A 23,487-nucleotide genomic window follows, 5' to 3' on the forward strand; every position below is an offset into this window, starting at 1 on the left:
TTCAGCCGCCGCCTGTGGCTGCATGATGCCCGGCACCCCTGACAGTCAACCTCGCAGAGCTGGGAAGTCCTCCTCGCGGAACTCTCCGTCGCGGCGTTGGCCGGTCTCCTGGCCGCGGAGGTGAACGCGGCGGATCTTGCCGGAGATCGTCTTGGGCAGGTCGGTGAACTCCAGGCGGCGGACGCGTTTGTAGGGCGCGAGGTTCTCCCTGGCGTGGCGCAGGAGGGCTTCGGCGGTGGTGGCGTCGGGGCTCCAGCCTTCCGCGAGCACCACGTAGGCCTTGGGCACGGCGAGCCGGACCGGGTCGGGCGCGGGGACGACGGCGGCTTCGGCGACGGCTTCGTGCTCCAGCAGCACGCTCTCCAGTTCGAAGGGTGAGATGCGGTAGTCCGATGCCTTGAACACGTCGTCGGTGCGGCCGACGTAGGTGATGTAGCCGTCCGCGTCGCGGGAACCGATGTCGCCGGTGCGGTAGTAGCCCTCGCGCATGACCTCGGCGTCGCGGTCGGGGTCTCCGTGGTAGCCGACCATCAGCCCGAGCGGACGCCGCGCCAGGTCGACGCAGATCTCACCCTCGTCGGCGGGTTCTCCGGTGATCGGGTCGAGCAGTTCGATCGCGTAGCCGGGGACGGGTCGGCCCATGGAGCCGGGTTTGACCGGTTGCCCGGGGGTGTTGGCGATCTGGACGGTGGTCTCGGTCTGGCCGAAGCCGTCGCGGATGGTCACGCCCCACGCGGCGCGGACGCGGTCGATGACCTCGGGGTTGAGGGGTTCGCCCGCGCCGACGACCTTGGTGGGCGGGGTGCGCAGCGAGCCGAGGTCGGACTGGATGAGCATCCGCCACACGGTCGGCGGGGCGCAGAAGCTGGTGACGCCGCAGCGGCGCATCTCGGTGAGCAGCCGCGGGGCGTCGAAGCGGGAGTAGTTGTGGATGAACACCGTCGCTTCGGCGTTCCAGGGCGCGAAGACGTTGCTCCACGCGTGTTTCGCCCACCCGGGTGAGGAGATGTTGAGGTGCACGTCGCCGGGGACGAGGCCGATCCAGTACATGGTGGACAGGTGGCCGACCGGGTAGGAGGCGTGGGTGTGCTCGACGAGCTTCGGCTGCGCGGTGGTGCCGGAGGTGAAGTAGAGCAGCAGCGTGTCGGTGGCCCTGGTCGCGCGGTCGGGGTAGAAGACCACGTCCGAGCCGTGCGAGTCGCCGTAGTGCAGCCAGCCCTCGCGCTGGTCGCCGACCGCGATGCGGGTGTAGTCCCCCGGCACATCAACGAACTTGTCGGCGTCCTCGGCGCGGGCGATCACGTGGCGGGCGGCGCCTCGGTCGACGCGGTCGCGCAGGTCGGCCGCCGCGAGCAGGGTGGTGGCGGGGATGACGACGGCGCCGAGCTTCATCGCGGCGAGCAGGCACTCCCACAGCTCGACCTGGTTGCCGAGCATCAGCACGATCCGGTCGCCGCGCTCGATCCCGTTGTCCCGCAACCAGTTCGCGACCTGGTTGGAGCGGCGGGAGAGCTCGGCGAAGGACCAGCGGCCCTCGCTGCCGTCCTCTTCGACGATCCACAGCGCCGTGCGCTGGTTGGCCTCGGCGATGGCGTCGAACCAGTCCAGCGCCCAGTTGAACTCGTCGAGCTGCGGCCAGCGGAAGCCGGCGCGCGCGGTGTCGAGGTCGCGCGCGTGCGCGAGCAGGAAGTCCCGCGCCTCGCGGAAAGCCCTGCCTGCGGCGGTGCGGACCATGTGAACTCCCTTCGGGTGAATGCGTAGGATCTTTGAATCGCCCGCACACCCTTGCCACCCCCGTTCGGGGGTGAAGCGGGCAGGAGGTGGTCGCGTGACCGGGGAACACCGGGCAGCCGTCCGGGGCGCGCTCTTACAGCTGCGCCGGGACACGGGTCTGCCGATCGCGCTCGGCGGGATGCTGGCGGCGCGGGGCCGGTTGCGGCTGTCGGAGCAGGTCGGGACGACCACGAGCGCGTTGCGCGGGTTGACGTTGGAGCCCGGGGTCGGCCTCGGCGGCAGGGTGGCGGCGTTGGGCAGGCCGATCGCGCTCAGCGACTACAGCACCGCGTCGGTGATCACGCACGAGTACGACGCCGCCGTGAGCGCGGAGGGCATCCGGTCGGTGGTCGCGGCGCCCGTGGTGGTGCGGCGCAAGGTTCGCGCGGTGCTCTACGCGGCGGCCAGGACCAGCACGGTGATGGGTGATCGGCTGATGGGCTCGGTCGTGGACGCCGCGCGCACGCTCGAACAGGACCTCGTCGTGCAGGACGAGGTCGAGGAGCGCGTGCGTCGGCTGACCGAGTCTGACCGGAGTCGGCGGATGGGCGCGGAGTGGGAGTCGGTGCGCTTGGCGTACGCGGAGCTGCGGTTGATCGCGCAGCGCACGCCCGATCACGATCTGCGCGAGGAGTTGCGCGGGGTGTGCGAGCAGCTCACCGCTCCCCCGCCCGCGTCGGCGGTGCGGCTGACCTCGCGTGAGCTGGACGTGCTGACGTGGGTGGCGGCGGGGTGCGGGAACGTGGAGATCGGGCGGCGGCTCGGTCTGCGCCCGGAGACGGTGAAGAGCTACCTCCGCGAGGCGATGCGCAAGCTCGACGCGCACGGTCGTGGTGAGGCGGTGGTGGCCGCGCGCCGTGCGGGCTTGTTGCCCTGAGCTGCTGGCAGGCTTGGCGTCGTGGAGACGAAGGCGGTCGAGGAGTTCGAGCGGGAGCGGTCCAGGTTGTTCGGCCTGGCGTACCGGATGCTCGGCTCGGCGCACGAGGCCGAGGACGTGGTGCACGACGCGTTCCTGCGGTGGGACGGCGCGCTGCGCGCGGACGTGGTTTCGCCGCCCGCGTGGTTGACCAAGGTCGTCACGAACCTGTGCTTGAACCGGCTCAGCTCGGCGCGCGTGCTGCGAGAGCGCTACGTCGGCCCGTGGCTGCCAGAGCCGATCATGACCGCGGACGGGGCGCTCGGGCCGTTGGACACCGCTGAGCAGCGGGATTCGGTGTCGTTGGCGCTGCTCGTGCTGCTCGAACAGCTGACTCCGACGGAGCGCGCGGTGTTCGTGCTGCGCGAGGCCTTCGCCTACGGGCACCGCGAGATCGCGGAGATCCTGGACCTCTCGGAGGCGAACTGCCGCCAGCTGCACCGCCGGGCGCACCAGCGCGTCGGTGCGCGCGAGCCGCGGTTCGAGCCCGATCCGGCGCGGCGTTTCGAGCTGGTGCAACGGTTTCTGGCCGCCGCGCAGGAGGGCGACCTCCAGGGGCTGGAGAGCTTGCTCGCCGAGGACGTGGCGTCGTGGGCCGACGGCGGTGGTCACGCGAGCATGGCGCGCCGCCCGATCCTCGGCCGGGACCGCGTCGCCCGCTACCTCACGGGCGGCTTCACCAAGCTCCCGCCCGGCGCGCTCACCTTGGAGTTGGCCGAGGTCAACGGCGCCGCAGCGGCGGTGTTCCGACTCGACGGAGTGGTCGCGGGCGTGGTCGTCCCGGAGGTCGTCGACGATCGCGTGGTGACCCTGTGCATCCCGGCGAACCCGGCGAAGCTGACCTTCCTGGCGAAGCAGTTGTCACAAACCTGAGGGCTCGCCGGTCCTACCTGTGTGACTACTTCGATCCTCGTCACGGGCGGCACGGGAACCCTCGGCCGCGCCGTGGTGGCGCACCTGCGCGAAACCGGCCATCAGCCCCTCGTCATGAGCCGCCGTCCAGGTCCTGATCACGTCGTCGCCGACCTGCTGACCGGCGACGGTGTTGACGCGGCGCTCGACGGCGTGGACGTCGTGATCAACTGCGCGACGACGTTGAGCGGGAAGAAGGACGTGATCGCGACGCGAACGCTGGTCGATGCGGTGCGGCGCGCGGGCTGCCGTCACCTGGTGCACGTGTCGATCGTCGGCATCGACCGCATCAGGTTCGGCTACTACAACGGGAAGCTCGCGAGCGAGGAGCTGGTGCGCGCCGTCCCGCACACGATCCTGCGCGCGACGCAGTTCCACGACCTGCTCAGGAAGATCTTCTCGGTGCTCGCGAAGCTGCCCGTGGTGTTCGTGCCGGACGTGCGCTTCCAGCCGGTCGACGTGCGCGATGTCGCCGTGCGGCTGGTCGAGCTGGCGATGGGTCCACCGCTCGGCAGGGCCGCGGACTTCGGCGGCCCGGAGGTGCGCGATGCGGTGGACCTCGCCCGCTCGCACTTCGGCGGCAAGCGCCGGATCGTCCCGATTCGCTTGCCCGGCAAGGCTTTCCGCGCTCTCCGCGAGGGCTTCAACCTCACCCCCGAGCACGCCGACGGGAAGATCACCTTCGAGGAGCACGCATGATCCGCGCCGGTGTGATCTTCCTGGCCGTCACGCAGGGGCTGGCCGGGCTGACACAGCTGTTCCTGCCCGAGGTGTTCTACGAGCACGGCCCCTGGGTGTCGATGCTGCCGCCGTACAACGAGCACCTGATGCGCGACGTCGGAGCGCTGACGCTGGCGTACGTGCTGGTCCTCGGTGTCGCGGCCGTGACGATGGAGCGCCGGATCGTGTGCACCGCGCTTGTGGCGAACCTCGTGTTCACGTTGCCGCACTTCGTGTTCCACGCGTTCCACCTGGAGGGCTACAGCTTCTCCGCCGCGCTCGGCCAGACGACGCTCCTCGGCTTGGCCGTGGTGGTCCCGGTGGCACTCCTGGTCGCCGTGGTGTTCAGGCGTTCGTCCCACCATCCACGGTGATCACGGAGCCGGTGATGTTGCGGGCGCCGGGGCTCGCCAGGTGCGCCACGGTCTCGGCGATCTCGCGCGGATCGGCGAAGTGCCCGAGCGCGGTGATCGAGCGCTGGTAGTCGGCACCGTCGGCACCGGCTGGGTTCATGTCGGTGTCGGTGGGCCCAGGCTGCACGAGGTTCACGGTGATGCCGCGCGGGCCCAGGTCTCGTGCGGCGCCCCGGGTGAAGCCGAGCAGAGCCGCCTTGCTCATCGCGTAGAGCGCGACGCCTGGGAACGGCACGCGCTCGGCGAGGTTGCTGCCGATGCTGATGATCCGCCCGCCCTCGGGCATGTGCTTGAGCGCGGCCTGGCTGGCCAAGTAGACCGCGCGGACGTGCACGGCGAGGGTGCGGTCCACCTCCTCCTCGCTGACCTCGCCGATCACTCCGCTCGGGAAGATCCCGGCGTTGTTGACCAGGATGTCCAGCCCACCGAGCTCGGCGGCGGTCCGGTCGACGGCTTCGAGCAGGGCGGCGGAGTCGGTGTTGTCGGCCGCGATCGCCAAGCCCCTGCGCCCGGTCGCGGTGATCTGCCCAACGACCTCCTCGGCCCGGTCCTTGGCGCTGGCGTAGGTGATCGCGACGTCCGCGCCGAGCTCGGCCAGCCGCAGCGCGATGGCGGCACCGATCCCCCTGCTACCCCCGGTGACCAGCGCGGTCTTGCCTGCGAGCATGTCGGCTCCCCATTTTTGTAGTGTTTGATACACAAATAGTTTCCGTCTCGGAGCGCGCCGCGTCAAGTACATTCGTACCGAGCACTACAAAAATGGGAGGTGGGTCATGCCGGGACGGGGCCGCCCCCGCGCGTTCGACCGCGAGACCGCGCTGACCCGCGCGATGGTGGTGTTCTGGGAGCACGGCTACGAGGGCGCGTCGCTGACCGACCTCACGACGGCGATGGGGATCAACTCGCCCAGCCTGTACTCCGCGTTCGGCTCCAAGGAACAGCTCTTCCGCGAGGCCGTCGCCCACTACGGCGAGACCGAGGGCGGGCACACCGAGAAAGCCTTGCGGGAGCAGCCGACCGCGCGCGCCGCGCTCGCGGAGGTGTTGCGCGCCAACGTTCGCGCCTATGTCGACCCGGCGACGCCGAGGGGCTGCATGATCGTGCTCGCCGCGACGACCTACACCGACCGCAGCGAGGGCGTTCGCGACCACTTGGCGGAGATGCGGCGCGCCACCGAGCAGTCCTTCCGCGAGCGCGTCGAGCGCGGGATCGCCGAGGGCGATGTGCCCGGAAGCGCTGACGCGGCCAAGGTCGGCGCGTTCTATAACGCGGTACTCCAAGGCATGTCGATCCAGTCGCGCGACGGGGCGGACGAGGCGGCGCTCAGCGCGGTCGCCGAAGCGGCCGTCGCCGCGTGGGACACGGTGACGGCCGCTTCGTGAGCAGGGAAACGGCTCAGCAGTACAGGTTTGCGCCCGGGTCGACGCCGAGGATCCTGGTGAAGTTCCGGTAGGCGTTGACGCGGCTCTCGACCTGGGCGGGGTTCTTCCCGCCGCACTCAAGACTGCCGTTGATGCTGCGGATCGTCTCGCCGAAACCGCGGCCGTTGATCATCGCGTTGTGCGGGGTCATCGTGCCGGGGCCGCTCTGGGTGTTCCAGTACCAGAGCGCGGTCTTCCACGCGACGGAGGCGTTGTTCTGCACCTGCCACGGGTCGCCCAACAGGTTCAGGCCGAGCGCGTCACCGGCCGCCTTGTAGTTGAAGTTCCAGCTCAGCTGGATCGGCCCGCGCCCGTAGTACGCGGCCTGCCCGGCGGGACAGCCGTAGGGCTGGTTGCGGTCGCAGTAGTGCGGGTAGTTCGCCGTGTTCTGCTCGACGATGTGCACCAGCCCGCCGGTCTCGTGGTTGGCGTTGGCCAGGAACGCCGCCGCCTCCTGCTTCTTCACGGTGTCGCCGCCGGTGGTGGCGAAACCGGGGTAGGCGCTCAGCGCGGCGGTCAGCCCCTGGTAGGTGTAGAAGGGGTTCCTGCCAGGGAACATCTGGTTGAACTGGGCTTCACTGACCACGAAACCGCTCGGCGTCCCACCGCCGTCACAGCTGTGCGGCTTCCAGTACCAGTGGCTGATCACCGGGTCGTAGCCCGGGTTGGCGTGCTCGGCGCGGTAGAAACCACCGTTGGTGTACCTGACGATGGCGCCGGCGTCGTACCACTGCCCGGCCACCCAGTTCGGCGCGCTGCACGCCGCGCTGGGACCGGACTGTTCAACGGGGGCGGCGGAGGACGTCGTGGACACGCCGACGGAGAGCGCGACCGCCGCGGCCAGTGCCGTCAACGACGCGAGAATGCGCTGCCTCAACTCGATCACTCCTTCATGCGGTGCGAGAAGCCGTGCGGCACAGGGAAAGCACGGCTTTCGGCGGCAGAGGTGTCAGGAGTGCTCGTCGGCGGCTGACGAACGTCTGTGACCCAGCCCACTGAAGACGAGTGGTCTAAACCAGTCAAGACAGAACGTGAACATTGTCCGGATGTTCAGCCGGTTGGACGCGCCCCGAGGCGTGCTTCGAAGCCGTCGAGCACGGCGCGCAATCCGAACTCGAAGCTGCCGCCGGGGGCCGCCGCGTAGTCGGCGGCGGCCGGGACGCCCAGCCGCGCGCGCACGAGCGGAAAGCCCTCCGCGATCTCGTGCGCCCTGGACACGGCTTCCCGCAAGGCTTCCTCGGAGAGACGCCGAGTCAGTGAGACCTCGGCGGCCACGTCGAGCGTGCTGCCGACGACGAACACGAACACCGTCGCGGCGGCCCGGTCGGCATCAGCGGGGGCGAACCCGGCCTTCTCGTAGACGGCGAGGCTGTGCTCGTCGAAGCGCATCTTGCCCGCGCCGTAGAGCAGGTGGCTGCTGAACGCCTGCCCGAGCCACGGGTGCCTGTTCATCATCGCGCGCATACCCGTGGCCAGCGCGAACGCGCTCGACCGCCAGTCGGCCGCCGTCACGTCGGGCAGCTCGACCTCGTCCCAGACGGCGTCGGCGGCGAGCCTGACCAGGTCGTCCTTGGTCTTGATGTGCCAGTAGATCGCGGTCGCGGCCGAGCCGAGCCGCTGGCCGAGGCTGCGCATGTTGAGCCCGTCCAGCCCGTCGGAGTCCAGCAGCTCGATCGCGGCCGTGACGATCTGCTCGGCGGTGAGCGTGTTCCGTGCCATGCCCACAGCCTACTTGCACTTTGTTCAAGTCGTCGGCTACGGTTCGACTTGAACTTAGTTCAACAAGTGGAGGGGCACGTCATGCAGGAGAAACTGGCCGAGTTCGTCGCATCCAAGGCCGAAGAGCTGGGCATCCCGGGCGTCGCGGTCGGGCTACTGGTCGACGGCGAGATGATCACCGCCGCGCACGGCGTGACCAGCACCGCTCACCCCGCGCCGGTCGACGCCGAGACGCTGTTCCACCTGGCATCGGTGACCAAGTCCTTCACCGGGACCGCCGTGATGCGCCTGGTCGGACAGGGCAAGGTCGAGCTGGACGCGCCCGTGCGGCGCTACGTCCCGGACCTCGCGCTCTCCGACGAGGAGGCCGCCGAGCGGATCACCGTGCTGCACCTGCTCAACCACACCTCCGGACTGGACTGGGGCGTGCTCGACGGCGACGAGGACGACCTCGGGCTCAGTGCGCACGTCGCCCGCATGGTCGAGCTGCCGATGATCGCGCCGCCCGGCACCCGCGCCTCCTACAGCCAGTCCGGCTACAACCTGCTCGGGCGCATGATCGAGAACGTGACGGGACTGCCGTTCGAGCGCGCGATCGCCGAACTGGTGCTCGACCCGGTGGGGTTGACGAACACGTTCTTCGACCTGGACGACGTGATCGTGCGGAAGTTCGCCGTGGGCCACAACGCCGACGAGGACGGCACGATGCGCGCCGCCCAGCCGTGGAAGGCGTGGCGGGCCGGTGCGCGCGGCAACAACCCGGGCGGCGGCATCGTGTCGTCGGTGAGCGATGTGCTGAAGTGGGCCCGCTTCCACGTCGAGACCGAGGACGAGCTGCTGCGCGGAATGCGGGACAAGACCGTCGATCTGCGCGCGAGCACGCTCGGCGACGGCTTCGGGATCAGCTGGTTCCTGCGCGAGATCGACGGCGTGCGCACCATCGGCCACGGCGGCTCCGGCAACGGCCAGTTCGCCGAGCTGCTGATCGCGCCGGAGCGGAACTTCGCCGTGGTCGCACTGGCCAACGCCGGACCCGATGGCTACAACTTCAACCAGGCCGTGGTGCGCTGGGCCTTGGAGAACCACCTCGGGCTCGTCGAGCGCGAGCCGGAGCCGTTGCCCTACAACGAAGAGCGGGCTCGGGAGTTCGTAGGCCGTTACGAGAACGACGCGATGCGGATCGACATCGCCGCCGACGGCGCCGAGGTGACCCTCGGCGTGGGGATCAGGCCCGAGATCCGCGCGGCCGCCGAGACCGAGATGCCGCCGGACTACGCGCCCGCCCCGATCGGCCTGCTGCCCGACGACGAGTACGTGCTGCTCGGAGGCGGTATGCAGGGCCAGCGCGGGTACTTCAGCCGTGACGCGGACGGCGCCGTCACGGGCGTCGACCTCGCCGGGCGGCTGTTCAGCCGGAGTTGCTGACCAGGAAGTCCGCGATGAGCGGCGCGATCTCGTCGACCTTGTCCTCCAACGCGAAGTGCCCGGTCTCGAACAGGTGCAACTGGGCGTCCGGCACGTCGCGGAGGTAGGCCCGCGCGCCCGCCTCGCTGAAGAACATGTCGCCGGTCCCCCACACGATCAGCGTCGGTGGCCGGTGCACGCGCAGCCACTGCTGCCACTGCGGGTACAGCTCGACGTTGCTGCGGTAGTCCCGCGCGATCTGGTCCTGGATCTCCTTGCGGCCAGGCAGATCCATGAAGTGCTGGTCCAACGTCCAGCCATCCGGTGCGATGGCGTCCACATCGGACACTCCGACCTCGTACTGGGCGCGGGTGAACGGCAGCGTGAACGCCTCCGGCTGCGGGCCGTTCTCGATGAACTCCTTGGCGACCTCGGCCAGCCCGTCCTCGTAGGCGTTGCCGTTCTGCACCACCAACCCGGCGATCCACTCCGGGTGCCGCGTGGCGATGCGGAAGCCGACCGGCGCGCCGTAGTCGAAGACGTACACGAAGAACCGCTCTAGGCCGACCGCCTCCACGAAGCCCTCCACCACCCGCGACAGGTACTCGAAGGAGTACTCGACGTCCGGGGTGTCGGTGTGGCCGAAGCCCGGGTAGTCCGGCGCGATCACGTGGAAGCGGTCGGCCAAGCGGTCCATCAGCTCCTTGAACTGGTGCGACGCCGACGGAAAACCGTGCAGCAGCAACAACGTCGGCGCTGCACGGGGCCCGGCTTCCCGGTAGTGCACCCGCACGCCGTCCACCTCGACGAACCTCATGTCACATGCCTCCTAGCGACTCGGATGCATTAGGTATAGCTCACGCGTTTCTAATGGGTCAAGCTTGTGCTGTAGCATTAGTCGCATGGTCCCCCTGATCGGCGAGCCGCTCCCCATCGACCTGGTGAACACCAGGACGTCCGAGGGCGACCTGCTCGACAGCCCGGAAGCGCTCTCCGCGTGGCTCGACTCGCAGGCCGACCGGCTCCCGCCGCTGGCGCGCGTCGAGCTGGCCCCCGTGCTCGCGCTCCGGGAGCACATCTCGCAGGCCCTGCGTGCCGCGCGCGTCGGCCTCGCACCGCCGCCGGAGTCCTTGGCCGCCTTGACTTCCGTACACCGCGCGGCGCCGCTCTACCGCGAGCTGTCGTGGACCGGCTCCGCCGTGAGCGCCACCCCCCGGCGCGGCGCCACCGCGACCGAAGTGCTGCTCGCCGAACTGGCCGAGGCCACCGCGGACCTGCTGACCAGCCCGGACATCACCAAGGTCCGCAACTGCGACGGCCCGGAGTGCCTCCTGCTGTTCCTGCCCGCGCACCCGCGCCGCCGCTGGTGCTCCCCGAAGATCTGCGGAAACCGCGTCCGAGTGGCCCGTTACTACCAACGCCACAAGCCGTGAAGCTCGGCCATTCTGGTGAATTCCCCACCACGATGGCATGCTCAGTTGAAATTTCTTGACCTCCCCGCGGGGCGGCCCGATGCTGTGACCGGCATCCGCCGCCCCACCCCGCGAGGAGGGCAAGAGTGTTACGTGCCAAGGGAATCGGTCTGCTGCTGGCGCTCATCGCCGCGCTGTTGACCGCTCCGGCCGCCGAGGCCGCGCCGACGTCCGGCTTCCGCAACCCCGTGCTGGAGAACGGCGCCGACCCGCAGATGGTCACCCACGACGGCTTCTACTACCTGACCTACACGCGCAACGACCACATCGCCGTGAGCAAGGCGCGGTCCGTCACCGAACTCGCCTCCGCGCCCGAGACGATCGTCTGGCGGGACGACACCCCGTCGCGCTGCTGCTTCATCTGGGCGCCGGAAATGCACTTCCTCCAAGGGAAGTGGTACATCTACTACACCGCGACCAACAGCGCGCACGTCCTCGCCGACCACCGCATGTACGTCCTGGAGAGCGCCGGCACCGACCCGCTCGGCCCGTACACGTTCAAGGGGCCGCTCGCCGCAGCCGCAGACCAGTACTCCTTGGACGGCACCGTGCTGACGATGCCCGACGGACGGCTGTACGCGATCTGGTCCGGCTGGGATCCCGGCACCGAGAAGCCGCAGAACCTCTACATCGCACCGATGAGCAACCCTTGGACCACAAGCGGTCCCCGCGTTCTCTTGTCCAGCCCCGTGCACCCGTGGGAAATGGAGAGCTTGTCCGTCAACGAAGGCGCCGCCGTGTTGTGGCGCAACGGCAAGCTGTTCCTGGCTTTCTCCGCCAGCGGGTGCATGAGCCCCAACTACACGATCGGCCTGCTCACCTTCAACGGCGGCGATGTCCTGGACCCGACCGCGTGGACCAAGTCACCCCAGCCCCAGTTCAAGTCCTCCCCTGCCAACAACGCTTACGGCACAGCGCACAACAGCTTCTTCACCTCTCCCGACGGCTCCGAGACGTGGATCGCCTACCACGCCGTCACCAACCCCAACGGCAGCTGCGGCGGTGACCGCTCCACCCGGATCCAACGCGTCGAGTGGCGCGCCGACGACACACCCGACTTCGGCATTCCTCTTGCCACGTCAACGACTTCACGCCTGCCCGCAGGCGACCCCGGCCCCGCGCGCCTCCGCGACGGCGACTACGTGCTCAAGGCTTCCCACAGCGGCAAGGCCCTCGACGTCGCTTCCGCCAGCACCCAGGACAACGCCGCCGTCATCCAATGGGAACCCCACGGCGGCCCCAACCAGGTGTGGCGCCTGCGTTCCCTGCCCGACGGCACCTACGAACTCCGCGCCAAGCACAGCGGCAAGCTTCTCACCGTTGACACCCGTGTCGTACAACGACGTTCAGTCGGCTCAGCCAACCAACGCTGGCACATCGACTCCGTCGGCCGCGACTACCGCATCTCCGTGAAGGCGGGCGGGCACGCGCTCTCCGTCGACCGTGGCTCGCTCACCGATGGCGCGAACATCCTTGCGTCGCACTACCTTTACGGGCCTGAGCAGAAGTGGCGCCTCAGCTACCTGCCCGCTTCGTAGTACTCCCGCACGCGCTCGAAGATCGCGATGTCTGTGTCGCGCTGCCACTCCGGCAGCGCGGCCCAGTCCGCCACGTAACCCGGCTTCGGATCCGGAACGTGCTTGTAGATCTGCGCGATCCAGCAGGTGGCGACGAACCGCCCCTTCTGCTCATCGGTCAACTTCGCCGCGTTGCCGCCGCTGAGCCTCAGGAGATCCAGCACCTGCTGGCACACGGCCGCAGCTGATTCCCTTTCCCAGTTCGGAGTCTGCTCCCACGGCGCCACGTACCCCGGCTTGGGCTCACCCGGGAAGTACCGCCGCACCCCCTCGATCCACGCATCCCGGAACAGGCGCCCCAGCTCGACGTTCACGCAGTCGTCCTTTCGTTGAGGAAAGCGTTCAGTTCGGCATTCCCGGCCGTCCACAACCTGAGTCCTCGCACACGCCGAGCCAGGTAGCCGCTGTCTGTCTGCCGTGCGATCTCCACCGCCGCGTGAACATGAGCGGCGAACTGGTCCTTGTCACGGCGCTGCGCTCCGACAGCCGACAGATCCACGTGCACACCGCCGCGTCGTCGCGCTGATGTCGAGGCCGCCAGAGCCGCGACGAGGACGGGTTCTGCCAGGTCTGGCCGACCAAGCTCGACATAGGAAGTTCCGCGCTCCTCAGCAAGACGGTCCCCCGAGAATCGCAGCCATCCGGTCGCCGGGGGACCCGTCATGGGCAGACGCGTGACCTCCGCCGCCCTGTCCCAAGCTTGACGGCAGCCGTCAAGGTCTCTCATCCCGGCAAGCGCCTGCGCGGTGACGGCGCTGACCCAGTGGCGCGTCGGCAGGGTCCGATCCCCCCGCTCCGCCGCACGTCCGGCCATCTCCAGCAACGGCACCGCGTCGGCGAACCTGCGTTCGTACAAGCTGATGAAGGCGTGCCGGACCATGGCGCACGCCCAAAGATCGGCGTCGCGTGCTTCGCGCCCGGCGTTGGCGGCCTCCGAGTAGCACCGCGCCGCGTCGGCGTAGTGATCACGGTCGAACTGGATTTCACCGATCAACTGCAGGGCGTTGGCCAGGACCAGGCAGAGCCGTCGTCTGACTTCAAGGGTCTGCGGGCGGCTGAGCTGCGCCGTGAGGGCATCGACGTGAGACCGGACCGCGGGGTAGACCGTCGCCTTGGCATCCGCGTGCCGGTAGACCTGCCAAAGTCCGTCCGTGATGCTCTCGAAGCTGCTCATCGCTGCCGCGTCCAGCGGCCCGGGATGGGCGACGCGGTCGAGGCCCTCCGACAGGGCGGACAGGGAGACGGCCGCTCCCGCGAGAGTCAGCGTCCGCAGCAGCTGACGGCGATCCATGTCCTCGTCGGGCTCCTCCTGCTTCGGGAGCAAGGCCGCGAACAGCTGTTTCTGTTCTTCGCTCGCCCGGCTCAAAGCGATGTCCAGCAACTGCTTCGCCTGCTCACCCGGAGTGATCTCCGCGCCTCGGCGATCCCACTCCGCCACCGCGCGGTAGCTCACCCCGAGGTGTTCGGCGAACGCGCGCCCGGACAGGCGCAACGCGGTTCGGAGGGCACGCGCCTCACGCCCCGTCCACGTCCGCACCATCGTCATGCCCGCGCTCCCCCGGTTCGCCACGACCATCGTGGCACATCGTGAACGCTCGACTACAGCATCGCTGCAGCACAACTGCAGCGCCACGACATTCCCTGGTCACCGGGTACGCCGCACGCTGATCACAGCATCCGCGCCACGACCGGAGGAGTCGACCATGACCACCGTTCCAGGCAGTTCTCTCCTCGCGCCGCCGCTGTTCAACAGGCTCGCGCGACGGATCGTCATCGAGCACCGAACGACGCTGTCCGAAGCCGAGGCGATCATGTCCGACGCCCTCGCGTTCCTCGCCGCCTGCGCTCGCAACAGCGGCACCCCGCTGTCCCCGAGCCCGCGCGTCGACCTCGGCTGGCACACGTTCTTGCTGCATACCCAGGACTACGAACAGTTCTGCGATCGGCTCGCCGGGCGGTTCCTGCACCACGTGCCCACCGACGACCAGCACGACAACGCTCACGATGGGTTGGACCGCACCGTCCGAGCGATCCAGGACGCGGGCTTCACGGTAGAACCGTCCCTGTGGGCGAGCGCCAGCGCCCAGTGCACCGGTTGTCACGGTGGCTGTCATGACGATCCACCGCCGGACAAGATCGCGTAGGAGGGACGGCCGTGGCCCGCGTTGCCTGGGAACACCTTCCCGCCTCCGTCCGGCACGCCGTTGAGCGGCACACCGGCTCGGTGCTCGGAGCGCGTTCCCCCGCCGCGGGCCGCAGCTCCGACCTCTCGACCACACTGCACACCTCGGCCGGGCTCGTGTTCTGCAAGGGAATCCGCCAGAGCAGCCGCGGCGCGTGGATGCACCGCAACGAGGTGATCGTCAGCCCCCACCTTCCCGGCTGCGCACCGCGTCTACTGTGGACAGTAGAGGAGGACGACTGGTTGCTGCTCGGCTACGAACACGTCGCTGGGCGCCACGCCGACTTCTCCCCCGGCTCCTCCGATCTCCCGCTTGTGACCGATGCGCTGGCCACGCTTCACGGCCCAGCGCCGAGCGACGTTCAGAGCCTCTCCGAACGACTGCGCGCCGTCTCCGCCTGGGCCAGGCTGCGAGCGGCTCCTCCGGACGATCTCCTTTCCTGGCAACGAGAACGGCTCGACCACTTCGTCGAACTGGAGCGCGTGGCGTTCGACGCGGTGGACGGTGACGCGTTGATCCACAGCGACCTGCACCCGCTGAACATCCTCATCAGCTCGAAGGCTCGGATCATCGACTGGGCTTGGGCATGCCGCGCCGCGCCGTGGGTCGACCACGAGCTGTTCGCCCTCCGCCTCGTCATCGCCGGGCACGAGCCGTCGCCCGACCCCGACCGCACGGCGTTCGCGGTCGCCATCTGCGGCCTGTGGGAGTACCGATCACGACGATCCCCCGCCCCGCACTGGGACGCGCTGCTCCGTGGCGCACGCCTGTGGACCCAGAAGGCACTTCGATGAGCCAGCTCGCCTACCCCGTCTCGATCAAGGGCGTGGTGGTCCGCGACGGCAAGGTGCTGCTGCTGAAGAACGAGCGCGAGGAATGGGAGCTACCGGGCGGTCGGATCGAGCCCGGTGAAACCCCGGAGGAGTGCGTCGCCCGCGAGATCACCGAAGAGACGCAGTGGAAGGTGACGACCGGGCCGATCATCGACACGTGGATGTACTACATCGCCGTTGCCGGGAAGAACGTGTTCATCGCGACCTACGGCTGTCATCCGGCCAACGGTGGCGAGCCCGTGCTTTCCCATGAGCACAAGGAAATCGGCCTGTTCACCGAGGACGAAGTACGCGGCTTGAACATGCCCTAGGGCTACATGCGCTCCATCGCGACGTGGTTCGAGCGACTGCGCGCGGACCCGGCCAAGTGAGCCGTGACGGTGACGGCACTACTCCACTTCGGCGTGTTCCTGCCAGGCGACACAGCCAGGCCGTCCGCCTGTCGCCACAAGCTCATGCACGGCCTTGCGGACGTCCCCCAAGAGAAGTTCGGCGCTGGCAGGGATCTGGCGTCGGTGGCCCATGTAGTCGTAGTCCACGGCCTTGATGTCGGCGCAACCGTTGAAGCTGGCCACCGATCCGGCAGGGTCAGCGTAGGTCATGAACCCCTTGCCACGCCGAGGGTCGATGCCGACGTAGGAAACGAGCCAGCCGCCCGGCCCCTGGTGGGACAGCTCGGCCAGCGGGGGCACGTCGAAGCCCTGACCGTCGACGACCATGCGATCCAACAGAGCGTCGAGATCCGCACCGTTCTCGATCACGGTCGGCTCGTCGTCCTCGATGCCGTACCAAGCTTCCAACGCTTACTCCCCATCGTCCCCAGCAAGCCCGATTCATCAGACGGCGCACGCGTTGTCCGAAGGTCTACCACCGCGAACTCCGGGCGAAGGCACCGGAGGTAGCGGTGTCTTCAAGACCACCAAACCCCCGTTTCGATCATCGTTAACCGTACCAAACCCCAGCAGCGACAAGGGTTTGCTGTCGTTGAAGACCGCCGGGGAGGGGGTTAGGTGGTCTTGAAGACCGACAAACCCGGCGGCTCAGGACAAGCGGGCGTCCACCTGCGCCGGGGCGAGGACGTGCTGGAGCACCATGGTGGCGGCGCCGAGGACTCCGGCCTGGGCGCCGGTGCGGGCGGAGACGATCTGGAGCGAGCCGGTCGCCAGGGGCAGTGAGCGGGCGTATACGACCTCGCGCACTCCGGCGAGGAGGCTGTCGGTGGCGTTCACGAGTTGACCGCCGAGGACGACGACGGAGGGGTTGAGCAGGCTGACGCACGCGGCGAGGACCTCGCCGATGCTGCGGCCCGCGGCACGGACCTCGTTGGCGGCCACCACATCCCCGGCGCGGACGAGGGCGATCAACGAGGCGACGGAGCCGTCGGCGGCGGGGACGCGGGAGGCGATGGCGGGGCCCGCGGCGACGGCTTCGAGGCAGCCGAGGTTGCCGCAGCGGCAAGCGACGGCGTGGGAGCCCATGGCCTGGACGTGGCCGAGGTCGCCCGCGACGCCCTGAGCGCCGCGGTGCAGCGAGCCGCCTGTGATGATGCCGGAGCCGATGCCGGTGGCGATCTTGACGAAGAGCAGGTGGTCGACGTCGGGGTAGACGGCGGCGTGCTCGCCGAGCGCCATCAGGTTCACGTCGTTGTCGACGAGCACCGGACCGGCCAGCGCTGCGGCGACGTGCCCGGGGACGTCGTAGCCGTCCCAGCCGGGCATGATCGGCGGGTTGTTGGGCTTGCCGGTGGAGTGCTCGACGGGGCCGGGCAGGCCGATGCCGGTGCCGACGACGGTGGCGTTGCCGGTCTCGGCGAGCAGCTCGGCGCCGATCTGGAGCATCCGGTCGAGCACGGCGCGCGGGCCGAGGGTGATCGACATCGACTCCTCGCGCTGTGCCAGGACGGTCGCGGCGAGGTCGGTGACGGCGACGGTGGCGTGGGTGGCGCCGATGTCGGCGGCGAGCACGACGCCCGCGGACGGGTTGAACGCGAAGGTCGCCGGAGGTCGCCCGCCGGTGGAGACCGCCTCCCCCGCCGGGGCGAGCAATCCGTTGTGCAGCAGCAGGTCCACCCGTGCGCCGACGGTGGACCGGGCCAAACCGGTGAGCTGGGTCAGCTCGGCGCGCGTGCGCGGCCTGCCGTCCCGCATCAGCTGGAGCAGCACCCCGGCTCCCCCGGTGATCATCGACTCGCCCATGGCCGTAGTGAAACACAGGCGCTTCGGTTTCTCAGAGTCAGACTTACGAACGATAGATGCAGAACTTTTGCTTGACGCTCGTCATAAGTCTGCCTACGGTCTTGCCCTATGACTCAGGACACAGCAGCCCTTGGCGGGGAGCTGTTGGAGATGCGGGGGATCGTCAAGCTGTTCCCCGGTGTGCGGGCTCTGGACGGGGTCGATCTGGGGGTTCGTCCGGGCGAGGTGCACTGCCTGCTGGGCCAGAACGGGGCGGGCAAGTCCACGCTGATCAAGGTCATCGCCGGGGCGCACCGGCCGGACGCGGGCGAGATCCGCTGGCGTGGCGAGGCCGTCGCGCTGGCGGACCCGCAGGCCGCGACCGAGCTGGGCGTGGCGACGCTCCCCCAGGAACTCGACCTGGTGGACGGCCTCTCGGTGGCGGACAACATCCACCTGGGTCACGAGCACGCGCGGTTCGGCTTCACCCGACGGGGCCGAACCGCGCGGGCCACCACGGAACTGCTGGAGCGGCTCGGGCACGCCGAGATCTCGCCGAGCGCGGAGGTGGGCGCGCTCTCGGCGGCGCAGCGGCAGATCGTCAGCATGGCCCGCGCTCTCTCCCACGACGCGAGCCTGCTGGTGCTGGACGAGCCGTCGGCGGTGCTCGACCAACGCGAGGTCGAGCGGCTGTTCACGGTCATCCGCGAGCTCACGGCGCAGGGCGTCGCGATCGTCTACATCTCCCACCGCCTCGAAGAGATCCGCGAGATCGGCGACCGCGTCACGGTCCTCAAGGACGGCCGCACGGTCGCGGGCGGACTCGACGTGGAGAGCACGCCGACGCCGGAGATCATCCGCATGATGACCGGACGCGCCATCGAGTACGTCTTTCCCCCGCGCAGCAACAAAATCGATGACGCAGAACCGATGCTCGAAGTCCGCGAGCTGGCGCTGAGGGGCGCCTTCAACGGAGTCAGCTTCGACGTGAAGCCGGGCGAGATCGTCGGGCTGGCCGGGCTCGTGGGCTCGGGCCGCTCGGAGATCGTCGAAACCGTTTACGGAGCCCGGAAAGCCACCGGTGGCACGGTGTCCGTGGACGGCGAGCCGCTGCGACCGGGCTCGGTTCCCGCAGCCGTCGCGGCGGGGATCGGCCTGTGCCCGGAGGAGCGCAAGAGCCAGGCGCTCGTGCTCGGCGACCCGGTGAGCCACAACATCACCATGGCGATGCTGGACCGGGGCGGCTTCCTCGACTTCGCCGCCGAGCGCGCGGCGGCCGAGGAACTGGTCGGCGCGCTCGACGTTCGTCCGTCCGATGTGGACCGTGAGGTCCGCACGCTCTCGGGCGGCAACCAGCAGAAGGTGGTGCTGGCGCGGTGGTTGCTGCGCGAGTGCCGGGTACTGCTGCTGGACGAACCGACGCGAGGCGTTGACGTGGGCGCCCGCTCGGAGATCTACGCGCTGGTGCGCGACCTCGCCCGACGAGGGGTGGCCGTGGTCGTGGTGTCCAGCGAGATCGAGGAGGTGCTCGGTCTCGCGGACCGGGTGCTGGTGGTCGCGGAGGGCCGCGTGCTGCACGCGGCCCCGGCGGCGGAACTGACCGAACACGACGTGCTGGACATCGTGCTGCGAGGAATCGTGCTGCGAGGAGACGCCGCGTGAGCGCCTTGGCGAAGTCGAACCGGACGCTCGGGCTGGTGATCGCGCTCGGGCTGCTGTGCGTGGTCGGCGCGGCGACGGCGGGCGAGCGCTTCGCGAGCCTGGACAACCTGCTCACCGTGCTGCGCCTGGCCTCGGTGATCGGCGTGGTCAGCGTCGGCATGACGTTCGTGATCACCGGCGGCGGCATCGACCTGTCGGTGGGCGCGATCGTGGCGCTGTCCTCGGTGTGGGCGACGACCATCGCGACGCAGTCCATGGCCGAGGACTTCCACTGGATCGTCATGGTGGGCTGCGCGCTGCTCGTCGGAGCCGGGTGCGGCCTGGTCAACGGGCTGCTCGTGGCCTACGGCAAGATCGCGCCGTTCATCGTGACGCTGGCGATGCTGGCCGGCGCGCGCGGGCTCGCCGAGATCATCGCCAACCGCCGCACGCAGATCGTGCGCGACCAGGGCTTCATCGAGTTCTTCGGCGGCTCGGTGCTCGGGATTCCCGTGCTGGTGCTGGTGTTCGCGCTCGTCGCGGCGGGCGGCTGGGTGCTGTTGAACCGCACCACCTTCGGCAGGCGGACGCTGGCGATCGGCGGCAACCCGGAGGCCGCACGGCTGGCCGGGCTCAAGGTCGCCAGGCACACCACGCTGCTGTACGTGCTGCTCGGCCTCGCGTGCGGGATCGCCGCCGTGATGCTGATGGCGCGCACCACCACCGGGACCTCCACCCACGGCGGGCTCTACGAGCTGGACGCGATCGCCGCCGTGGTCATCGGCGGCACGCTGCTCAGCGGCGGTCGCGGCACCGTCGTCGGCACGGTGCTCGGCGTGCTGATCTTCACGACGCTGACCAACGTCTTCACCCTCAACAACCTCGACACCTCGACGCAGGCAGTCGCGAAGGGCGTGATCATCGTCATCGCGGTCCTGCTCCAGCAGCGGCTGGCCAACAGAGCTGGAGAATCCCATGCCAGGTAAGGCTTTCCGGTTAGCGACGGCTGCCGCTGTAGCGGGTGTCGCCCTCACCGCGTGCACCTCCAACACCCCCGACGCACCGACTCCCGGAGCCGGTGGCGGCAACGCCGCGAGCCCGAACGACGCACCGGGCAAGAAGGTGACCATCGGCTTCTCCGGCCCGGCGGCCGACCACGGCTGGCTCGCGGCGATCAACAGCTTCGCCACGGCGGAGGCGAAGAAGCACTCCGACGTGACGCTGCGCGTTGCCGAGGGCACCAACGACGCCAGCATGCAGATCAGCCACATCGAGACCTTCATCAACGACAAGGTCGACGCGATCGTGCTGCTCCCGACCGACGGCGCGGCGCTGACCAGCGTCGCGACCAAGGCGACGCAGGCGGGGATCACCGTGGTCAACGTCGACCGCGAGTTCTCCAGCCCCTCCGCCGCGCGCACCACGATCCTCGGCGACAACTACGGCATGGGTGTCTCGGCGGGCACCTACGCGTGCCAGCTGGTCAAGGACAAGAAGCTCGCCGACCCGGTCATCGCCGAGATCGCGGGCATCGACGCGCTGCCGCTGACCCAGGACCGCTCGCGCGGGTTCGCCGACGCGCTCAAGGGCTGCCAGCAGACCGTGGACCGCAGGGTCGCCGCCCAGTTCACCGTGGAGTCCGGCGAAGCCGCGGCGGCGAACCTGTTGCAGGCAGCGCCGAAGCTGGACATCGTCTGGAACCACGACGACGACCAGGGCGTGGGCGTGAAGGCCGCCTTCGACAACGCCAAGCGCTCGGAGTTCTCCTTCATCGGCGGCGCGGGCTCGGCGAACGCGATGCGCTGGATCAAGGCCGGGCAGATGACCGCGACCGTGATCTACCCGCCGACGCAGGCGGCCGACGGCATCCGGCTGGCGCGGCTGCTGGTGCAGCAGAAGGGGATGTCGGACCTGCTCCAGGTCGAGGTCCCGCGCCGCATCGTGCTCAACGCGCCGGTGGTCACTTCGTCCAATGTGGACAAGTACCTCCCGCTCGGATTCGAGTCCTGATGCCGGGCAAGGCACTGCGCGTCGGCATGGTGGGCTACGCCTTCATGGGCGTGGCGCACTCGCAGGGCTGGCGCAACGCCCGCAGCTTCCACAACCCGCTGATCGAGCCCGAGCTGGCCGTGGTGTGCGGCCGGGACACGGCGAAGGCCGGCGAGCTGGCCAGGCGCTTCGGCTGGGGCGAGGTCGTCGGTGACTGGCGGGAGCTGGTGGCGCGCGAGGACATCGACCTGATCGACATCTGCACGCCCGGCGACACGCACGCGGAGATCGCGATCGCCGCGTTGGATGCGGGCAAGCACGTGCTGTGCGAGAAGCCGCTGGCCAACACCGTCGCCGAGGCCGAGGCGATGGCCGAGGCCGCCGAGCGCGCGCTGAGCAGGGGCGTCTACGCGACGGTCGGCTTCACTTATCGGAGGGTGCCCGCGATCGCGCTGGCCGCGAAGTGGCTGTGGGAGGGGCGCGTCGGCTGCGTTCGGCACGTGCGGGCGCAGTACCTCCAGGACTGGCTGACCGATGCGGATGCGCCGCTGTCGTGGCGACTGCGCAAGGAAAAGGCGGGTTCCGGCGCGCTCGGCGACATCGGCGCGCACATCATCGACCTGGTCCAGCACCTGACCGGCGAGTCGGTGACCGGCGTGAGCGCGATGACCGAGACCTTCGTGCGGCAGCGCCCGCTCGCCTCCGGCGACGGCTTCGGTGAGGTGACCGTGGACGACGCTGCGGTGTTCCTCGGCAGGCTCAGCGGCGGCGCGCTGGCGACCTTCGAGGCGACGCGGTTCGCCACCGGCCGCAAGAACGCGATCCGGCTGGAGATCAACGGGACCGAGGGCGGGCTGGCGTTCGACTTCGAGGACATGAACGTGCTGTGGTGGCACGACGCCACCGCCGAGCCCGCCGAGGCCGGGTACCGCAGGATCGTGGTGACCGAGCCCGAGCACCCCTACCTGGCCGGGTGGTGGCCGCCGGGGCACGGGCTCGGCTACGAGCACGCGTTCACCCACCAGGCGCTCGACCTGCTGGACGCGATCGCCCAAGCGCGCCAACCCGCTCCTAGCTTCACCGAAGGGCTCGGGGTACAACGGGTTCTGGACGCCGTGCAGGTGAGCGCGGCCGACGAGAGCCGCTGGACCCCCATCCCCGGCAGCCGAGTAGGAGCGAGCTGATGCCCCGCGCGATCACCCTGTTCACCGGCCAGTGGGCGGACCTGCCCTTCGAGGAGGTCTGCGCGCTGGCGGCCTCCTGGGGCTACGACGGACTGGAGATCGCCTGCTCCGGCGATCACTTCGACGTCGAGCGCGCGGTCGCCGACAAGTCCTATGTGGACGATCGAAGGCGGGTCCTGGACCGGCACGGGCTCCAGGTCTTCGCGATCTCCAACCACCTCACCGGCCAGGCGGTCTGCGACAGCCCGATCGACTTCCGGCACAAGGCGATCCTGCCCGCGCGGGTGTGGGGCGACGGCGAGGCCGAGGCGGTCCGGCAGCGCGCGGCGGCTGAGCTGAAGGACACCGCGCGGGCGGCGCGAGCGCTCGGCGTGGACACGGTCGTCGGCTTCACCGGCTCGTCGATCTGGCCGTACCTGGCGATGTTCCCGCCGGTTCCCGCGTCGGTGATCGAGGAGGGCTACACCGACTTCGCGCGGCGGTGGAACCCGGTCCTGGACGTCTTCGACGAGGTCGGAGTGCGCTTCGCCCACGAGGTGCACCCCGGCGAGATCGCCTACGACTACTGGTCGACCGTCGCGGCGCTGGAGGCGATCGAGCACCGCGAGGCATTCGGTCTCAACTGGGACCCCAGCCACATGGTGTGGCAGGACATCGACCCCGTCGGCTTCCTGTGGGACTTCCGCGACCGGATCTACCACGTGGACTGCAAGGACACCCGGATGCGCGTGGGCAACGGCCGCAACGGACGGCTGTCCTCGCACTTGCCGTGGAGCGATCCCAGGCGCGGGTGGGACTTCGTGTCCACCGGCCACGGCGACGTGCCGTGGGAGGACTGCTTCCGCACGCTGACCGCGATCGGCTACGCGGGGCCCATCTCGGTCGAGTGGGAGGACGCGGGCATGGACCGCCTGGTCGGCGCCGCCGAGGCCGTCCGCTTCGTCCGCTCACTGACCTTCGACCCGCCCACCGCCTCCTTCGACGCCGCCTTCTCCACCGACCACTAGCCCCGTCCTCGCCTCCGTCGGCGGGGGTTGAGCAGTCTTCAAGACCACCCAACCCCCCTGTCGATCATCGCTAACCACCCCCGACCCGGCCCCACGAGGTTTGCCGTCGTTGACGACCGCTGGGGCGGGGGTTCGTGGGTCTTGAAGAC

25 protein-coding genes are annotated in these 23,487 nt (G+C 69.5%); 16 read left to right on the forward strand and 9 right to left on the reverse strand.

All coding sequences use genetic code 11. The features are described 5' to 3' along the window. Nucleotides 1-45: 45 nt before the first annotated feature. A complete protein-coding gene (locus ABD798_RS12560) occupies nt 46-1,734 on the reverse strand; it encodes an AMP-binding protein (protein WP_344874075.1) in 1,689 nt (562 codons plus the stop codon). Between the two features lie 94 nt (nt 1,735-1,828). Between ABD798_RS12560 and ABD798_RS12565 the strand changes: the two genes are divergently transcribed. Genes ABD798_RS12565 through ABD798_RS12580 form a run of 4 tightly spaced genes read left to right on the forward strand, consistent with a single transcriptional unit; the run spans nt 1,829 to nt 4,695 of the window. Continuing rightward, a complete protein-coding gene (locus ABD798_RS12565) occupies nt 1,829-2,650 on the forward strand; it encodes a helix-turn-helix transcriptional regulator (protein WP_344874077.1) in 822 nt (273 codons plus the stop codon). Nucleotides 2,651-2,671: 21 nt separating this feature from the next. Beyond that, nucleotides 2,672-3,562 (forward strand): RNA polymerase sigma-70 factor, encoded by an 891-nt coding sequence (locus ABD798_RS12570; RefSeq protein ID WP_344874079.1) that lies wholly within the window; start codon nt 2,672-2,674, stop codon nt 3,560-3,562. Between the two features lie 21 nt (nt 3,563-3,583). Continuing rightward, entirely contained in the window at nt 3,584-4,300 is a 717-nt protein-coding gene (locus ABD798_RS12575; RefSeq protein ID WP_344874081.1) for an SDR family oxidoreductase, read from the forward strand. Beyond that, nucleotides 4,297-4,695 (forward strand): hypothetical protein, encoded by a 399-nt coding sequence (locus ABD798_RS12580; protein WP_344874083.1) that lies wholly within the window; start codon nt 4,297-4,299, stop codon nt 4,693-4,695. Before ABD798_RS12575 ends, ABD798_RS12580 begins: the two co-directional genes overlap by 4 nt. Here the strand turns inward: ABD798_RS12580 and ABD798_RS12585 are convergent. After that, on the reverse strand, nt 4,667-5,401 hold the full coding sequence (locus tag ABD798_RS12585) for an SDR family NAD(P)-dependent oxidoreductase (RefSeq protein ID WP_344874085.1): 735 nt from the start codon (nt 5,399-5,401) through the stop codon (nt 4,667-4,669). The genes ABD798_RS12580 and ABD798_RS12585 overlap by 29 nt on opposite strands. 106 nt (nt 5,402-5,507) lie before the next feature. Here ABD798_RS12585 and ABD798_RS12590 point away from each other — a divergent pair, with 106 nt between their 5' ends. After that, nucleotides 5,508-6,116, forward strand: a complete 609-nt coding sequence (locus ABD798_RS12590; RefSeq protein ID WP_344874087.1) for a TetR/AcrR family transcriptional regulator — start codon at nt 5,508-5,510, stop codon at nt 6,114-6,116. A 13-nt stretch (nt 6,117-6,129) separates the two neighbouring features. Here the strand turns inward: ABD798_RS12590 and ABD798_RS12595 are convergent, their stop codons facing one another. Beyond that, complete coding sequence (locus ABD798_RS12595; RefSeq protein WP_344874396.1) at nt 6,130-6,969, reverse strand: glycoside hydrolase family 19 protein; 840 nt, start codon at nt 6,967-6,969, stop codon at nt 6,130-6,132. Between the two features lie 236 nt (nt 6,970-7,205). Further along, on the reverse strand, nt 7,206-7,874 hold the full coding sequence (locus ABD798_RS12600) for a TetR/AcrR family transcriptional regulator (RefSeq protein WP_344874089.1): 669 nt from the start codon (nt 7,872-7,874) through the stop codon (nt 7,206-7,208). An 81-nt stretch (nt 7,875-7,955) separates the two neighbouring features. On the opposite strand from ABD798_RS12600, the gene ABD798_RS12605 reads away from it, so the two are divergent. Continuing rightward, complete coding sequence (locus tag ABD798_RS12605; RefSeq protein WP_344874091.1) at nt 7,956-9,299, forward strand: serine hydrolase domain-containing protein; 1,344 nt, start codon at nt 7,956-7,958, stop codon at nt 9,297-9,299. On the opposite strand, the gene ABD798_RS12610 is transcribed toward ABD798_RS12605, so the two are convergent. After that, complete coding sequence (locus ABD798_RS12610) at nt 9,283-10,095, reverse strand: alpha/beta fold hydrolase (protein WP_344874093.1); 813 nt, start codon at nt 10,093-10,095, stop codon at nt 9,283-9,285. The genes ABD798_RS12605 and ABD798_RS12610 overlap by 17 nt on opposite strands. Nucleotides 10,096-10,180: 85 nt before the next feature. Here ABD798_RS12610 and ABD798_RS12615 point away from each other — a divergent pair, with 85 nt between their 5' ends. Further along, nucleotides 10,181-10,711, forward strand: coding sequence for a CGNR zinc finger domain-containing protein (locus ABD798_RS12615; protein WP_344874096.1), 531 nt, complete (start codon nt 10,181-10,183; stop codon nt 10,709-10,711). A gap of 125 nt (nt 10,712-10,836) precedes the next feature. Further along, nucleotides 10,837-12,288, forward strand: coding sequence for a family 43 glycosylhydrolase (locus tag ABD798_RS12620; RefSeq protein ID WP_344874098.1), 1,452 nt, complete (start codon nt 10,837-10,839; stop codon nt 12,286-12,288). Here the strand turns inward: ABD798_RS12620 and ABD798_RS12625 are convergent. Next, the gene (locus ABD798_RS12625; protein WP_344874100.1) at nt 12,270-12,641 is read right to left on the reverse strand and encodes a hypothetical protein; all 372 of its coding nucleotides are present in this window, start codon (nt 12,639-12,641) and stop codon (nt 12,270-12,272) included. The two genes, ABD798_RS12620 and ABD798_RS12625, sit on opposite strands and share 19 nt — an antisense overlap. Next, nucleotides 12,638-13,873: an NsdA family TPR-like regulatory protein gene (locus ABD798_RS12630; RefSeq protein ID WP_344874102.1), complete on the reverse strand. Its 1,236-nt coding sequence runs from the start codon at nt 13,871-13,873 to the stop codon at nt 12,638-12,640. Before ABD798_RS12630 ends, ABD798_RS12625 begins: the two co-directional genes overlap by 4 nt. 157 nt (nt 13,874-14,030) lie before the next feature. Between ABD798_RS12630 and ABD798_RS12635 the strand changes: the two genes are divergently transcribed. Genes ABD798_RS12635 through ABD798_RS12645 form a run of 3 tightly spaced genes read left to right on the forward strand, consistent with a single transcriptional unit; the run spans nt 14,031 to nt 15,654 of the window. Beyond that, entirely contained in the window at nt 14,031-14,471 is a 441-nt protein-coding gene (locus ABD798_RS12635) for a glycine-rich domain-containing protein (protein WP_344874104.1), read from the forward strand. Between the two features lie 11 nt (nt 14,472-14,482). Beyond that, entirely contained in the window at nt 14,483-15,304 is an 822-nt protein-coding gene (locus ABD798_RS12640; RefSeq protein ID WP_344874106.1) for a hypothetical protein, read from the forward strand. Further along, nucleotides 15,301-15,654, forward strand: coding sequence for an NUDIX hydrolase (locus tag ABD798_RS12645; protein ID WP_344874108.1), 354 nt, complete (start codon nt 15,301-15,303; stop codon nt 15,652-15,654). The genes ABD798_RS12640 and ABD798_RS12645 overlap by 4 nt, the downstream gene beginning before the upstream one ends. A gap of 78 nt (nt 15,655-15,732) precedes the next feature. Here the strand turns inward: ABD798_RS12645 and ABD798_RS12650 are convergent, their stop codons facing one another. Beyond that, nucleotides 15,733-16,143 (reverse strand): Imm1 family immunity protein, encoded by a 411-nt coding sequence (locus ABD798_RS12650; protein ID WP_344874110.1) that lies wholly within the window; start codon nt 16,141-16,143, stop codon nt 15,733-15,735. Nucleotides 16,144-16,383: 240 nt separating this feature from the next. Continuing rightward, nucleotides 16,384-17,538 carry an ROK family protein gene (locus ABD798_RS12655; protein WP_344874112.1) on the reverse strand — a complete coding sequence of 385 codons (1,155 nt, stop codon included), beginning with the start codon at nt 17,536-17,538 and terminating at the stop codon, nt 16,384-16,386. Nucleotides 17,539-17,646: 108 nt separating this feature from the next. Between ABD798_RS12655 and ABD798_RS12660 the strand changes: the two genes are divergently transcribed. The 5 genes from ABD798_RS12660 to ABD798_RS12680 are packed head-to-tail and all read left to right on the forward strand — an operon-like array spanning nt 17,647 to nt 23,338. Beyond that, the gene (locus ABD798_RS12660; RefSeq protein WP_344874114.1) at nt 17,647-19,179 is read left to right on the forward strand and encodes a sugar ABC transporter ATP-binding protein; all 1,533 of its coding nucleotides are present in this window, start codon (nt 17,647-17,649) and stop codon (nt 19,177-19,179) included. Beyond that, nucleotides 19,176-20,144: an ABC transporter permease gene (locus ABD798_RS12665; RefSeq protein ID WP_344874116.1), complete on the forward strand. Its 969-nt coding sequence runs from the start codon at nt 19,176-19,178 to the stop codon at nt 20,142-20,144. Before ABD798_RS12660 ends, ABD798_RS12665 begins: the two co-directional genes overlap by 4 nt. Further along, complete coding sequence (locus ABD798_RS12670; protein WP_344874118.1) at nt 20,134-21,168, forward strand: substrate-binding domain-containing protein; 1,035 nt, start codon at nt 20,134-20,136, stop codon at nt 21,166-21,168. Before ABD798_RS12665 ends, ABD798_RS12670 begins: the two co-directional genes overlap by 11 nt. Further along, a complete protein-coding gene (locus ABD798_RS12675; protein WP_344874120.1) occupies nt 21,168-22,331 on the forward strand; it encodes a Gfo/Idh/MocA family protein in 1,164 nt (387 codons plus the stop codon). The genes ABD798_RS12670 and ABD798_RS12675 overlap by 1 nt, the downstream gene beginning before the upstream one ends. Continuing rightward, nucleotides 22,331-23,338, forward strand: a complete 1,008-nt coding sequence (locus ABD798_RS12680; RefSeq protein ID WP_344874122.1) for a sugar phosphate isomerase/epimerase family protein — start codon at nt 22,331-22,333, stop codon at nt 23,336-23,338. The genes ABD798_RS12675 and ABD798_RS12680 overlap by 1 nt, the downstream gene beginning before the upstream one ends. The last annotated feature ends 149 nt before the right edge of the window (nt 23,339-23,487 follow it).

The organism is Allokutzneria multivorans (genome assembly GCF_039537405.1).
Taxonomy (GTDB): domain Bacteria; phylum Actinomycetota; class Actinomycetes; order Mycobacteriales; family Pseudonocardiaceae; genus Allokutzneria; species Allokutzneria multivorans.